The sequence below is a fragment of the Acidiphilium sp. PM genome (assembly GCF_000219295.1).
Lineage (GTDB): Bacteria > Pseudomonadota > Alphaproteobacteria > Acetobacterales > Acetobacteraceae > Acidiphilium > Acidiphilium multivorum.
Map to the genome: position 1 here is coordinate 1 of NZ_AFPR01000161.1, position 12,434 is coordinate 12,434.

At 70.9% G+C, this 12,434-nt stretch carries 10 protein-coding genes and 1 pseudogene; 6 read left to right on the forward strand and 5 right to left on the reverse strand.

The genetic code is table 11. The features are described 5' to 3' along the window. The 4 genes from APM_RS07780 to APM_RS07795 all read right to left on the reverse strand — a co-directional run. The coding region (locus tag APM_RS07780; RefSeq protein ID WP_039888075.1) for a RodZ family helix-turn-helix domain-containing protein at nucleotides 1-500 on the reverse strand (500 nt) is incomplete at its 3' end. Nucleotides 501-620: 120 nt separating this feature from the next. Further along, nucleotides 621-2,888, reverse strand: coding sequence for a putative PEP-binding protein (locus APM_RS07785; protein ID WP_007422816.1), 2,268 nt, complete (start codon nucleotides 2,886-2,888; stop codon nucleotides 621-623). Then, nucleotides 2,866-3,903 carry a nitronate monooxygenase family protein gene (locus APM_RS07790; RefSeq protein WP_007422817.1) on the reverse strand — a complete coding sequence of 346 codons (1,038 nt, stop codon included), beginning with the start codon at nucleotides 3,901-3,903 and terminating at the stop codon, nucleotides 2,866-2,868. Before APM_RS07790 ends, APM_RS07785 begins: the two co-directional genes overlap by 23 nt. Continuing rightward, nucleotides 3,900-5,117 carry an aspartate kinase gene (locus APM_RS07795; RefSeq protein ID WP_011941923.1) on the reverse strand — a complete coding sequence of 406 codons (1,218 nt, stop codon included), beginning with the start codon at nucleotides 5,115-5,117 and terminating at the stop codon, nucleotides 3,900-3,902. The genes APM_RS07790 and APM_RS07795 overlap by 4 nt, the downstream gene beginning before the upstream one ends. 97 nt (nucleotides 5,118-5,214) lie before the next feature. On the opposite strand from APM_RS07795, the gene ubiG reads away from it, so the two are divergent. Continuing rightward, nucleotides 5,215-5,964 (forward strand): bifunctional 2-polyprenyl-6-hydroxyphenol methylase/3-demethylubiquinol 3-O-methyltransferase UbiG, encoded by a 750-nt coding sequence (ubiG, locus tag APM_RS07800; protein ID WP_007422819.1) that lies wholly within the window; start codon nucleotides 5,215-5,217, stop codon nucleotides 5,962-5,964. On the opposite strand, the gene APM_RS07805 is transcribed toward ubiG, so the two are convergent. Beyond that, complete coding sequence (locus tag APM_RS07805) at nucleotides 5,933-6,886, reverse strand: LysR substrate-binding domain-containing protein (RefSeq protein WP_007422820.1); 954 nt, start codon at nucleotides 6,884-6,886, stop codon at nucleotides 5,933-5,935. The two genes, ubiG and APM_RS07805, sit on opposite strands and share 32 nt — an antisense overlap. An 84-nt stretch (nucleotides 6,887-6,970) precedes the next feature. Here APM_RS07805 and betC point away from each other — a divergent pair, with 84 nt between their 5' ends. The 5 genes and pseudogenes from betC to APM_RS07830 all read left to right on the forward strand — a co-directional run. Next, a complete protein-coding gene (gene betC / locus APM_RS07810) occupies nucleotides 6,971-8,527 on the forward strand; it encodes a choline-sulfatase (RefSeq protein ID WP_007422821.1) in 1,557 nt (518 codons plus the stop codon). A 120-nt stretch (nucleotides 8,528-8,647) separates the two neighbouring features. Beyond that, nucleotides 8,648-9,703 (forward strand): GlxA family transcriptional regulator, encoded by a 1,056-nt coding sequence (locus APM_RS07815; RefSeq protein ID WP_007422822.1) that lies wholly within the window; start codon nucleotides 8,648-8,650, stop codon nucleotides 9,701-9,703. A gap of 143 nt (nucleotides 9,704-9,846) precedes the next feature. Continuing rightward, the gene (locus APM_RS07820) at nucleotides 9,847-11,118 is read left to right on the forward strand and encodes an SRPBCC family protein (RefSeq protein WP_011941920.1); all 1,272 of its coding nucleotides are present in this window, start codon (nucleotides 9,847-9,849) and stop codon (nucleotides 11,116-11,118) included. Next, on the forward strand, nucleotides 11,115-12,206 hold the full coding sequence (locus APM_RS07825; protein ID WP_007422824.1) for a hybrid-cluster NAD(P)-dependent oxidoreductase: 1,092 nt from the start codon (nucleotides 11,115-11,117) through the stop codon (nucleotides 12,204-12,206). The genes APM_RS07820 and APM_RS07825 overlap by 4 nt, the downstream gene beginning before the upstream one ends. Continuing rightward, a pseudogene (locus APM_RS07830) lies at nucleotides 12,206-12,434 on the forward strand (GlxA family transcriptional regulator); the annotation flags it as partial. The gene APM_RS07825 and the pseudogene APM_RS07830, both read left to right, overlap by 1 nt.

Sequence of the window (12,434 nt, forward strand, 5' to 3'; positions counted from 1 at the left end):
GGGACGGCGAGCGGCGCGAGCTTGGCCGGCACCGCGGGGACCATCCGCGCCATTTTCAGCTCGTGCTCGGAATGGCGGTACCAGAGGAAATAGCCGGCGATGCCGATGACCGCGACGACGAAGAGCACGGCGCCGGGCGGCACCGCGCGGTCCGGCACCGGCTGGGGAAAGGCGAGGTCCGGCTGGCGCGGGCGGGTCATGCCCTCGGCGCGGAAGCGGCGGAGGATTTCCTCGGGGTCGAGCCCCATCGCCTCGGCATAGGAGCGGATGAACCCGGCGGCATAGGTCGGCGCCGGCAGGGCGGCGAGGTTGCCGGCCTCGATGGCTTCGAGGAAGACCCGCCGGATCTTCAGCCGCGCGGCGATGTCCGGCAGTTTCCAGCCGAGCCGCTCGCGGACGGCGCGCAATTCGGCGCCGACACTCGCGGGACCCCGGGAAACCGTCGCATGGGGGGCGGGGATGGTCAGGTCGAAATCGTGGTCGCCGTTCATAGTACCCATGAAAGCTCGTGGAACGGTTAGGGTCGGGTCACGCCGCGCCGGGATCGCACCGGAGCGCCACCGGTGCCCGCCTGTCCCGTACGGTATCGGATGCGATATGCCCCCTGTAGCGCGTTCGGGCTAGATCGGCAAACCGTGCTCCCGCGCCCAGGCGGTGAGCGGCTCGCGCAGCGAGCTGCCGGCGGCGCCGGCGCGGCGGAGTTCGCGCAGCACCGGGCGCAGGGCGGCGAGGTCGGCCTCGGCGAACAGCGCCTTGACCGGCAGGATCGAGGCGCCGGACATCGACAGCGTGTCGACCCCGATGGCGGCGAAGACCAGGGCATCGAGCGGGCGGCCGGCGGACTCGCCGCAGATCGAGAAACCGACCTCCTCCTCGGCGCAGGCGGCGGCGAGACCCTCGATCAGTTCGAGCACCGGGGCGGAGAGCACGTCGTAACGGCCGGCGAGCTTCGGCGTGCCGCGATCGGCGGCGAAGAGGAACTGCATCAGGTCGTTGGTGCCGAGGGAGACGAAATCGGCCTCGGCGAGCAGGCCGGGGAGCTGGAACAGCAGCGAGGGCACTTCGAGCATCGTGCCGATCTCGATGCGGTTCGGCATCTCGTCGAGCCGGGCGGCCTCGGCCTCGAGCAGGTCGCGCGCGGCGCGGAATTCGGCGACCGTCGCCACCATCGGGAACATCACCGAGAGATCGAGTCCGGCCGCGCCCATCAGCAGGGCGCGGAGCTGCTTGCGCAGGATGGCCGGACGGTCGAGCCCGACGCGCAGCGAGCGCCAGCCCATCGCCGGGTTTTCCACCTGGTCGTCGGCCTCGCCGGGGAGGAGCTTGTCGGCGCCGAGATCGAGGGTGCGGAAGACGACGCGCTTGCCGTCGGCGCGCTGGAGGACGCGGCGGTACTCGGCCGCCTGGGCGGCGACGCCGGGGACGCGGGCGGCGGCGAGGGCGGCGATCTCGGTGCGGTAGAGGCCGATGCCCTCGGCGCCGGTGCGGGTGAGCTGGTCGATCTCGAAGGCGAGGCCGACATTGAGCATCAGCGTGACCTCGGTGCCGTCCCGGGTGCGGGCCGGGCGGTCGCGGAAGACGGCGAGCTCGGCGGCGCGGGCGCCGCGGGCGGCGAGGGCGCGGTCATACAGCGCGGTGACCTCGGGGTCGGGGCGGAGGATGAGGGCGCCGGATTCGGCATCGAGCAGCACGGGATCGCCCTGGCGGGCGGCCTCGGTCGCGCCGGCCTCGACGGCGATGGCGGGGATTTCCAGCGCGCGGGCGAGGATCGCGGCGTGGCCGCCGGTGCTGGCCTCCTCGATCGCGACGCCGGCGATGCCGCGCTGGTGCCAGTCGAGCAGTTCGGCGGGGCCGAGGCGGCGGCAGACCAGGACCATGCCGCGCGCATCCTCCGGCTTCGCGGTGCCGGCGCCGAGGGCGGCGAGCATGCGCTCGATCATGTCCTCGATATCGGCGACGCGCTCGCGCAGATAGGGGTCGGCCACCTTGCGCATGCGCCGGCGCAGCTCGCTGCCGACCTGGTCGACCGCGGCCTCGGCGGTCAGGCCGTCGTTGATCGCGGCGCGGACGCGCTCGAGCCAGCCGGTGCCCTGCGAGATCAGGCGATAGGCCTCCAGCACCTCGCGGGTGGCGTGGCCGGTGGGCAGGGGCTCGGAGACCAGGCTGTCGAGCGAGGTTTCGGCATCGGCCATCGCCTGGTCGAGGCGGACGAGCTCGGCCGCGGTGTCTTCCGCGAGGACGTGGCGCGGGCCGGGCGAGCGGCCGAAGGGCAGGGCGGTGCCGCGGACGATGCCGGGGGCGAGCGGATGGCCGGAATAGCGCCGGGCCAGCGCGTCGCCGAAGCCGGCGGCGGCGATGTCGGCCGCACCCTGGCTGGCGAGGATCTCGCCGATCAGCATGGCGATGGTCGAGATCGTCTCGACCTCGAGCGGGGTGTAGACGCGGGGCTCGGAATTCTGCACCGCGATGACGCCGAGGGTGCGGCCGGCGCGGCGGATCGGCACCGCGAGCATCGAGGCGTAGCGCTCCTCGCCGGTTTCGGGGCGGTAGGCGAATTCGGGGTGGTTCTGCGCGTCCGGCAGGTTGAGCGCCTCGCCCTTGGCGGCGGCGAGGCCGATGATGCCCTCGCCCACCCGCACCCGCGTGTGGCCGACCGCGGCGATGCGCAGCCCGTGGGTGGCGGCGAGTTCGAGCATTTCGCCGGCGCGGGCGACATAGACCGAGCAGACCTCGACCGCGAGTTCGGCGGCGATCAGCTCGACCAGCTCGGCGAGGCTGGAATTGCCGGCGCTCAGCCGTTCGCGCAGCTTCGCGAACAGCCGCCGCGAGGCGGCGAGCGGGATGGTGCGCGGGCGGGGCGCGCCCTTAGGCCGCTTCGATCGAGGCATCCGGCTGGCGGACGGTGGCGCGCGCGGCGAAGGCGGCGTCGGCCTGGGCGATGAGTTCGGCGATGATCTCGGCCACCGGCTGGATCGCGGTGACCATGCCGACCGACTGGCCGGCCATCACCGAGCCCTGCTCGACATCGCCCTCGATCACCGCGCGGCGGAGGGCGCCGGCCCAGAAATGCTCGATCGAGAGCTGGGCCTGCTCCTTGTCGAGCTCGCCGGCCTGGAAGCGGCGGATGGTCTCGGCCTGGTGCTCGACGAAGCGGGCGGTGCCGGCATTGGCGAGGCCGCGCACCGGGATGACCGGGAAGCGGGCGTCGAGCTGGACTGAGGGAATCGCGTCGCGCGCGTTCGCCTTCAGGAAGGCGGCCTTGAAATTGGGGTGGGCGATGCTCTCGGCGGAGGCGGCGAAGCGGGTGCCGAGCTGCACGCCGGCGGCGCCCATTTCGAGGAAGGCGAGGATCGCCTCGCCGCGGCCGATGCCGCCTGCGACGAAGACCGGGACCTCGGTGATGACGGGCAGGATTTCCTGCGCCAGCACGGCGAGCGAGACCGGGCCGATATGGCCGCCGGCCTCGGAGCCCTCGATCACCAGCGCGTCGGCGCCGCTGCGGATGAGGCGTTTCGCGAGCACCAAAGCGGGGGCGAAGCAGACGAGCTTCGCGCCGCCCTCCTTCACCGCGCGGACCGCGGCGGCGGAGGGCAGGCCGCCGGCGAGGACGACATGGCCCACGCCGTGGCGGACGCAGACCGCGATCAGCTCCAGCAGCTGCGGGTGCATGGTGATCAGGTTGACGCCGAAGGGCTTCGTGGTGAGCGCCTTGGTCGCGGCGATCTCGGCATCGAGCAGTTCGGGGGTCATCGAGCCGCAGGCGATGACGCCGAAGCCGCCGGCATTGGAGATGGCGGAGACGAGGTGGCGCTCGCTCACCCAGCTCATGGCGCCGCCCATGATCGCGGTCTCGGTGCCGAGGAAGGCGCGGCCGCGGGCCCAGAGCGGATCGAGCGCGCTCATGCGACGTCCAGCCCGTAGGCGGTGTGCAGGGCGCGGACGGCGAGCTCGGTGTATTCGGCGTCGATCAGCACGCTGACCTTGATCTCGCTGGTGGAGATCACCTGGATGTTGATGCCGCGGGCGGCGAGCGAACGGAACATGGTGCCGGCGACGCCCGCATGGCTGCGCATGCCGACGCCGACGACGGAGATCTTGGCGACGTCGGGGTCGGTCGCGAGTTCGGCGAAGCCGATCTCGTCGCGCTTCTCGTCGAGCACGAGGCGGGCGCGGGGCAGCTCGGTCTTGTTGAGGGTGAAGGTCATGTCCGTGGTGCCGTCGGCGGAGACGTTCTGCACGATCATGTCGACATTGATGCCGGCCTCGGCGAGCGGGCCGAACACCGAGGCGGCGACGCCGGGGCGGTCGGGCACGCGGCGGACGGTGACCTTGGCCTCGTCCCGCGAATAGGCGATGCCGGCGACGATTTCCTGTTCCACGATTTCATCCTCATCAACGACCAGCGTTCCCGGCGCATCCGTGAAGCTGGAGAGAACCTGCACCCGCACACGCTCCTTCATCGCGAGTTCGACGGAGCGGGTCTGTAATACCTTCGCACCAACCGAGGCGAGTTCCAACATCTCCTCATAGGCGATGGCGGGCAGCTTGCGCGCCTTGGGGACGATGCGCGGGTCGGTGGTGTAGACGCCGTCGACATCGGTGTAGATGTCGCAGCGGTCGGCCTTCACCGCGGCGGCGACGGCGACGGCCGAGGTGTCCGACCCGCCGCGGCCGAGGGTGGTGACGCGGTTGTCCGGCCCGATGCCCTGGAAGCCGGCGATCACCGGGACCTGGCCCATCTGCATGCGGCGGATCAGCTCGGCGCCGTCGATCGCGTCGATCCGCGCCTTGCCGTGCTGGCCGTCGGTGCGGATGGGGATCTGCCAGCCGGTCCAGGAGCGGGCATCGACGCCGATGGTCTGCAGCGCGACGGCGAGCAGGCCGATGGTGACCTGCTCGCCGGTGGCGACCACCGTGTCGTATTCCCGCGCGTCGTAGAGCGGGGAAAGCTCCTGGCACCAGGCGACGAGCTGGTTGGTGGCGCCGGCCATCGCCGAGGTGACGACCGCGACCTCGTGCCCCTCGTCCACCACGCGCTTGACGCGCGCGGCGACGTTGCGAATCCGGTCCAGATCGGCGACCGATGTGCCGCCGAATTTCATCACGATGCGCGCCATGTGATCCGATCTTGCCGTGAAACTGGTATCGACGCGGGAGCGGCGCTTGCTGCCATCTCCCGGCAGGCTCACATAGCGAGCGGCAGGGAGAAGGGCAATGCGGGCGGAAGAGGACGTGAGCATGGATGACGGGCAGGGCGCCGGACGGGCGGACGCGGCGGAGGTGCGGAAATTCGACGCGCTGGCGGCGCGCTGGTGGGACCGGCACGGGCCGATGCGCGCGCTGCACGCGATGAATCCGGCGCGCAGCCGGTGGATCCTCGACCATGTCGCCGCGGCGCGCGGCGGCGCGGCGGGGGTGGCGGTCCTCGATGTCGGCTGCGGCGCGGGGCTGCTGGCGGAAAGCCTGACCCGCGCCGGATGCAGGGTGACGGCGATCGACGCCGCGGGCGAGGCGATCGCCGCGGCGCGGGCGCATGCCGAGGCGCAGGGACTCGGGATCGACTACCGCGCGACCACGGCGGACGCGCTGGCCGAAGCCGGCGCGCGGTTCGACGTGGTGACGGCGCTGGAGGTGATCGAGCACGTGCCGGACCCGCAGGGGTTTCTCGACACGCTGGCGGGGCTGCTGAAGCCGGGCGGGTTGCTGTTCATCTCAACACTGAACAGAACGCCGCAATCGATTGTTTTTGCAAAATACGCGGCGGAGTATGTGCTGGGCCTGGCGCCGCCCGGCACGCATGACTGGCGGAAATTCGTCACGCCGGGGGAGCTGGCCGCGATGTGCCGCGCCGCCGGGCTGCGGCTGGCGGCGACGGCGGGGATGGTGCCGGCGCCGCTGGCGGGCGGATTCCGCATCGCCCGGGATACGCGGATCAACTACATCGCGATGGCAGTGGCGGGCTGAGGCCGGCCGCTTCGGAGTCGCGGCAGGCGGCGAGCAGCCAGTCGCGGAAGGCGGCGAGGCCGGGCGGGCGGCGGGCCGGGTTTTCCAGCAGGTAATAGCCGAGGCCGGTGGTGACCGGCGGGGCGGCGGCGCAGGCGAGGCGGCCGGTTTCCAGCGCGCCGGCGATCAGCGGGTGCCAGCCGAGGGCGATGCCCTGGCCGGCGATCGCCGCCTGCTGGACCAGGGAATAGGTGTCGAACGTGGCGTCGCCCGGGCGGGGCGGGCGGTCGATGCCGTGGGCGGCGAACCAGCCGCGCCAGGTGAGCCAGGGCGCCGGGTGGCGGGGTTCGAGATGCAGCAGGCGCATCCGGGCGAGGTCCGCCGGGCTGGCGGGAACACGCAATAGGGCGGGGCTCGCCACCGCCGAGACGGTTTCGCGGAACAGCAGGTGCGCGGCCCGGCCCGGCCAGGCGCCGGTTCCCATCAGGATCGCGACATCGGCGGGGTCGGCCAGCGGGTCGGCGAGGAATTGCGAGGCGACGATGCGCAGCTCGGTCGCCGGGGCGGCGGCGGCGAAGGCGCCGAGGCGGGGGATCAGCCAATCGCCGGCGAAGCCGTAATCGGTGGCGACGGTCAGCGGGCGCTGGCCGGACAGGGCGCGGATGTCGTCCCGCGCGCGCTCGACCGCGGCGCGCGTGGCCGCCGCCGCCTCGAACAGGATCTGCCCCTCCGGCGTCAGGCTGACGCCGCGATGGCGGCGGTGGAACAGGCGGCAGCCGAGATGCGCCTCGAGCCAGCCGACCTGGTGGCTGACCGCGGGCTGGGTGGCGCCGAGCTCGCGGGCGGCGCGGCTGAAATTGAGATGCCGGGCCGCCGCCTCGAACACCGCGAGGGCGGGCAGCGCGGCGCGCCAGTTGCCATTAGCCATGTTGATGGGTTCCATTCATCGATTCGGTCTTCAAGCGGGCCCGGTTTCAAGGCAGCGTGCCGCCGGATCGATATTGGACGCAAGGGGAGATGGCGAGAGATGATGCCTGGGGTTGATGGCAACGGAGCAGACAAGGCGGCGGACGGGCGGCCCAATATCCTGATCGTGATGGCCGACCAGCTCGGCGCGCGGGCGCTGCCGGCCTATGGCAACCAGGTCGCGCTGACGCCCAATATCGACGCGCTCGCCGCCGGCGGGGTGGTGTTCGACAACGCCTATTGCAACAGCCCGCTCTGCGGCCCCTCGCGCTACGTGTTCATGAGCGGGCAGCTGCCCTCGGCGATCGGCGCCTTCGACAACGCGGCCGAGTTTCCGGCGATGCTGCCGAGCTTCGCGCACCACATGCGCGCCGCCGGATACCGCACGATCCTGTCCGGCAAGATGCATTTCTGCGGGCCGGACCAGATGCACGGATTCGAGGAGCGGCTGACCACCGACATCTACCCGGCCGATTTCGGCTGGACGCCGGACTGGACCGATTTCGCGACACGGCCGAGCTGGTACCACGACATGAGCTCGGTGCGCGAGGCGGGGCTGTGCGTGCGGACCAACCAGATGGACTATGACGACGAGGTGGTGTTCGCGGCGCGGCAGAAACTGTTCGACCTCGCGCGCGATGACGACGGGCGGCCGTTCTGCATGGTGGTGTCGCTGACGCATCCGCACGATCCGTTCGCGATGACGGAGGAATACTGGAACCTCTACGACCACGACGCGATCGACATGCCGCGGGTGCGGACGGCGCCGGCTTCGATGGACCCGCATTCGCTGCGGCTGCGCCACGTGTCGAACATGGACAACGAGCCGGTGACGGAGGCGCAGGTGCGCAACGCGCGGCACGCCTATTACGCGGCGATCTCCTTCGTCGACCGCCAGCTCGGCCGGCTGCGCGAGACGGTCGAGGCGTGCGGGCTCGCGGCGCGGACGGTGACGGTGATGACCGCCGATCACGGCGAGCTGCTCGGCGAGCACGGGCTCTGGTACAAGATGAGCTTCTTCGAGGACGCGTGCCGGATTCCGCTGATCGTGCATGCGCCGGGGCGGTTCGCGCCGGCGCGGGTGGGGGCGGCGGTGTCCTCGGTCGACATGCTGCCGACGCTGGTCGGGCTCGGCGGCGGGAGGGTGCCGGCGGGGCTCGCCTGCGACGGCACCTCGCTGCTCGGCCATCTCGAAGGGCGCGGCGGGCATGACGGCGCGTTCGGCGAATATCTCGCCGAGGGGGCGATCGCGCCGATCGTGATGATCCGGCGCGGGCGGCACAAGTTCATCCATTGCCCGGCCGATCCGGACCAGCTGTTCGACCTCGAGGCCGATCCGGACGAGCGGGCGAACCTCGCGGCGGCGCCGGAGCACGCGGCGCTGGTGGCCGCGTTCCGCGCCGAGGTGGCGGCGCGCTGGGACCTCGACGCGGTGCATCGCGCGGTGCTGGCGAGCCAGGCGCGGCGGCGCTTCATCGACGCGGCGCTGCGGCAGGGGCGGCGGAAGTCGTGGGATTTCCAGCCCTTCGTCGATGCCTCGGAACAGTACATGCGCAACCACATGCGGCTCGGCGACCTCGAGAAGCGGGCGCGGTTTCCCCGGCCGGCGGGGGACTGACCCGCCGGCGCGCGGCGGCGCGATGCGGGATGCATGATTTCCGTATCGCGATCCGCGCGAGTGTGGTGATATGCGGTTCCGCCGCATGGCTCGTATGCGGCGAGATCGTGGAGCAGGGCCATGAACGGAAGGGCAGCGAACGCACAAAGGGGCGAGGAGCGGCGACCGCTTTCGGTCGGCATCCTGCTCGCCCATGACTTCACCCTCTCGGCGCTGTCGATGTTCGTCGACACGCTGCGGCTCGCCGCCGACGAATCGGATTTCTCGCGCCCGATCCATTGCCGCTGGACGATCATGTCCGACAGCGCCGCGCCGATCCGCGCGAGCTGCGGGGTGCAGGTGCTGCCGGGCGCGACCTTCCTCGACCCGGCCGGGTTCGACTACGTCGTCGTGATCGGCGGGCTGCTGGCCGGGCTGAACCAGAACGCGGCACCGCTCTGCGCCTATCTCAAGCGCGCCGCCGCGGCGGGGGTGAAGCTGGTCGGCATCTGCAACGGCAGTTTCCTGCTCTGCCAGGCGGGGCTGATGCAGGGGCGGCGGGTCTGCGTGAGCTGGCTGCACTACCAGGATTTCCGCGCGGCCTTCCCCGACCACGAGGTGACCGGCGACCGGCTGTTCGAGATCGACGGCGACCGGATCACCTGCGCCGGCGGGGCCGGGGCGGCGGATCTCGCGGCGCTGCTGATCGAGCGGCATCTCGGCAGCCGGCTCGCGCAGAAGCCGCACCAGGTGCTGCAGCTGACGCGCACGCGCGGCGAGGGGGCGGTGCAGCCGCACCCGCCGGTGGCGCACGAGGTGGCCGACGAGCAGGTGCGGCGCGCGCTGCTGATGATGGAGCAGAACCTCTCCGACCCGGTGCCGATCGCGACCATCGCGCGGCGGCTCGACCTGTCGACGCGGCAGCTGGAGCGGCGCTTCGAATCGGCGCTCGGGCAACGGCCCTCGCTGCTCTACCGCACGCTGCGGCTGCGTTACGCGCGCTGGCTGCTGGAGACGACGGGCCGCTCGGTCACGGATATCGCGCTGGAGGCCGGCTTCTCGGACTGCGCGCATTTCTCCCGCCAGTTCAAGGCGCTGCACGGGCTGTCGCCCTCGCAGATGCGGCCGGGCATGGCCGGGCGCGACGGCGGCGGCGCCGAGGCGGTCGCGATGCATGCGGGGCCGCGTCCGTTCTGATCCGCGCATGTGAGCAGCGCATGGCCGCCATGCGAGGGGGCTGCGAAATCGTTCTGGCGCGATGTCGCAAAAACGAAAGACGCTGATACACCGAACCGTCACATTCCGTCGCCGGGTTCTGACCCTTTTTGAAAGTGAACGCCATGGCGGATGTCGCTTCCCCTGCACTTCGTGACCTCGTGGCCCGGCGCCGCCGCGGCTACATGCTGGAGCGGGATTTCTATACCGATCCGGACGTCTTCCGCGCCGATCTCGAGTACATCTTCAACCGGCACTGGATTTTCGTCGGCGTGGAGCCGGATGTTCCCGAGCCGGGCGACGTGATGACGCTGAAGATCGGCGACAACGACATCCTGATCTGCCGCGACGACGATGGCGCGATCCACGCCATGCACAATGTCTGCCGGCATCGCGCGGCACGGCTGGTCTCTACCGAGAAGGCGACGGTGGGGCGGCTGGTCTGCCCGTATCACGCCTGGACCTACGGGCTGGACGGCGCGCTCGTGCATGCCGAGCACATGGGCGAGGATTTCGATCATTCCTGCCACGGGCTGAAGAAAATCCATCTCCGCTCGCTGGAGGGGCTGCTGTTCGTCTGCCTCGCCGAGGAGCCGCCGGCGGATTTCGACGAGATGGCGCGGATCGTCGGGCCGTATATCGCGCCGCACGAGATCGCCAACTGCAAGGTGGCCCAGCAGATCGACCTGATCGAGGAGGGCAACTGGAAGCTGACGATGGAGAACAACCGCGAGTGCTATCACTGCGCGCTGAACCATCCGGAGCTGACCACCTCGATCTTCGAGTTCGGCTTCGGCTTCGATGCGCGCGAGGACGACCCGGCGCGCGCGGCGCTGCGGCGGAACTATGACGACATGGTCGCGCAGTCGTGCAGCGCCTGGGCGGCGAGCGGGTTTCCCTCCGAGGAGATCGGCCATCTCGACGACATGGTCTCGGGATTCCGGATCGGCCGGATGCCGATGGACCGCGATGGCGAATCGCAGACGCTGGACACCAAGGTGGCGAGCCGGCGCCTGCTCGGCCAGGCCAAGGAGAAGCGGCTCGGCGATCTCTCGTTCCATACCCAGCCGAATTCCTGGCACCATTTCATGAGCGACCACATCGTGACCTTCTCGGTGCTGCCGCTCTCGCCGGACCGCACGCTGCTGCGCACCAAGTGGCTGGTGCATCGCGACGCGATCCAAGGCGTGGATTACGACCTCGAGAACCTGATCCGGGTGTGGCGCGAGACCAATCTGCAGGATGGCGCGCTGGTCGGCCTCGCGCAGGCGGGGGCGTCGGGCGCCGGCTATGTGCCGGGGCCGTATTCGGCGGAAACCGAAGGCCAGGTCGAGGCTTTCGCCAACTGGTATGTCCGCCGCATGGCGGCGCATCTCGGGATCGAGCCGGCGCGATGAACATGACGCCGGCCGAGCGCTGCCGTGCCGCGCGCGACGGCAGCCTGTCCGTCTGGGACCCTGAGGTCGACGACGTGCTGGTCTGCGTCGATGCGCGGCTGGAGACGCACGACGTGCGGACCTTCACCTTCGTCAGCCGCACGCCGTCGCGCTTCAGCTACTGGCCGGGCCAGTTCCTCGTGTTCGACGTGCCGGTGGGCGGGGAGATCGTGCAGCGCTGCTACACGATCGCCTCCAGCCCGACGCGGCCGGACCAGATCTCGATCACGGTGAAGCGCAAGCCGGGCGGCGCGGTTTCGCCCTGGCTGCACGACAATCTGCGGCCGGGGATGGAGATCCGCGCGATCGGGCCGCTCGGGGATTTCAGCTTCGTGGCGACGCCGGGAGAAAAATACCTGTTCCTCTCGGGCGGTTCGGGAATCACGCCGCTGATGTCGATGACGCGGGCGCATCAGGACCTCGCACCGGATGCGGACATCGTGTTCATCCATTTCGCGCGGACGCCGGAGGACATCATCTTCCGCGACGAGCTCGCGGTGATGGCGCGGCAGATGCCGAACCTGCGGGTGATTCCGGTGTGCGAGGCGGATGGCGCCGGCGGGCGCTGGGGCGGGCCGCGCGGGCGGGTGACGCCGCAGCTGCTCTCGCTGCTGGCGCCGGATTTCGCCGAGCGCTGGATCTTCAACTGCGGGCCGCCGGTCTACATGCAGGTGGTGCGCGACGGGCTCGTCGGCCTCGGCTACGACATGCGGTATTACTATGAGGAGAGCTTCGATTTCGGCGTGCCGCCGCCGGTCGAGGAGGTGCTGGCCGCGCAGGGGGCGGAAACCTTCGAGGTGACGTTCAGCAAGTCCGGCCGGACGATCGGGGTGGCGCCGGGGCAGCATATCCTCGCCGCCGCGCGCGAGGCGGGCATGCGGCTGCCCTCGTCCTGCACCAAGGGCGTGTGCGGCACCTGCAAGAGCAAGCTCGTCTCGGGACGGGTGGACATGAAGCACCAGGGCGGCATCCGCCAGCGCGAGATCGACCAGGACATGATCCTGATCTGCTGCTCGACGCCGCTGACCGATCTCGTGATCGAACGCTGATGCCGCGGCCGCTGAACCCCGCCGCGCTGTCGCATTTCGGCTTCCTGCTGCTGCCGAACTATTCGATGATCGCGGTGGCCAATGCGATCGAGGCGCTGCGGATGGCCAATCGCTGCGCCGGGCGGGCGGTGTATCGGTGGAGCCTGCACGCGGTGGGCGAGGCGCCGGTGACGGCGAGCAACGGGCTGAGCCTCGGCGCGGTGACGGCGCCGGAGTCAGGGCCGGCGC

What these genes read in the sequence shown, in the direction of transcription:
- APM_RS07785 (WP_007422816.1), bottom strand. Translation starts at nt 2,888, where the DNA reads ATGCCTCGATCGAAGCGGCCTAAGGGCGCGCCCCGCCCGCGCACCATC.
- APM_RS07790 (WP_007422817.1), bottom strand. Translation starts at nt 3,903, where the DNA reads ATGAGCGCGCTCGATCCGCTCTGGGCCCGCGGCCGCGCCTTCCTCGGC.
- APM_RS07795 (WP_011941923.1), bottom strand. Translation starts at nt 5,117, where the DNA reads ATGGCGCGCATCGTGATGAAATTCGGCGGCACATCGGTCGCCGATCTG.
- ubiG (WP_007422819.1), top strand. Translation starts at nt 5,215, where the DNA reads ATGCGGGCGGAAGAGGACGTGAGCATGGATGACGGGCAGGGCGCCGGA.
- APM_RS07805 (WP_007422820.1), bottom strand. Translation starts at nt 6,886, where the DNA reads ATGGAACCCATCAACATGGCTAATGGCAACTGGCGCGCCGCGCTGCCC.
- betC (WP_007422821.1), top strand. Translation starts at nt 6,971, where the DNA reads ATGATGCCTGGGGTTGATGGCAACGGAGCAGACAAGGCGGCGGACGGG.
- APM_RS07815 (WP_007422822.1), top strand. Translation starts at nt 8,648, where the DNA reads ATGAACGGAAGGGCAGCGAACGCACAAAGGGGCGAGGAGCGGCGACCG.
- APM_RS07820 (WP_011941920.1), top strand. Translation starts at nt 9,847, where the DNA reads ATGGCGGATGTCGCTTCCCCTGCACTTCGTGACCTCGTGGCCCGGCGC.
- APM_RS07825 (WP_007422824.1), top strand. Translation starts at nt 11,115, where the DNA reads ATGAACATGACGCCGGCCGAGCGCTGCCGTGCCGCGCGCGACGGCAGC.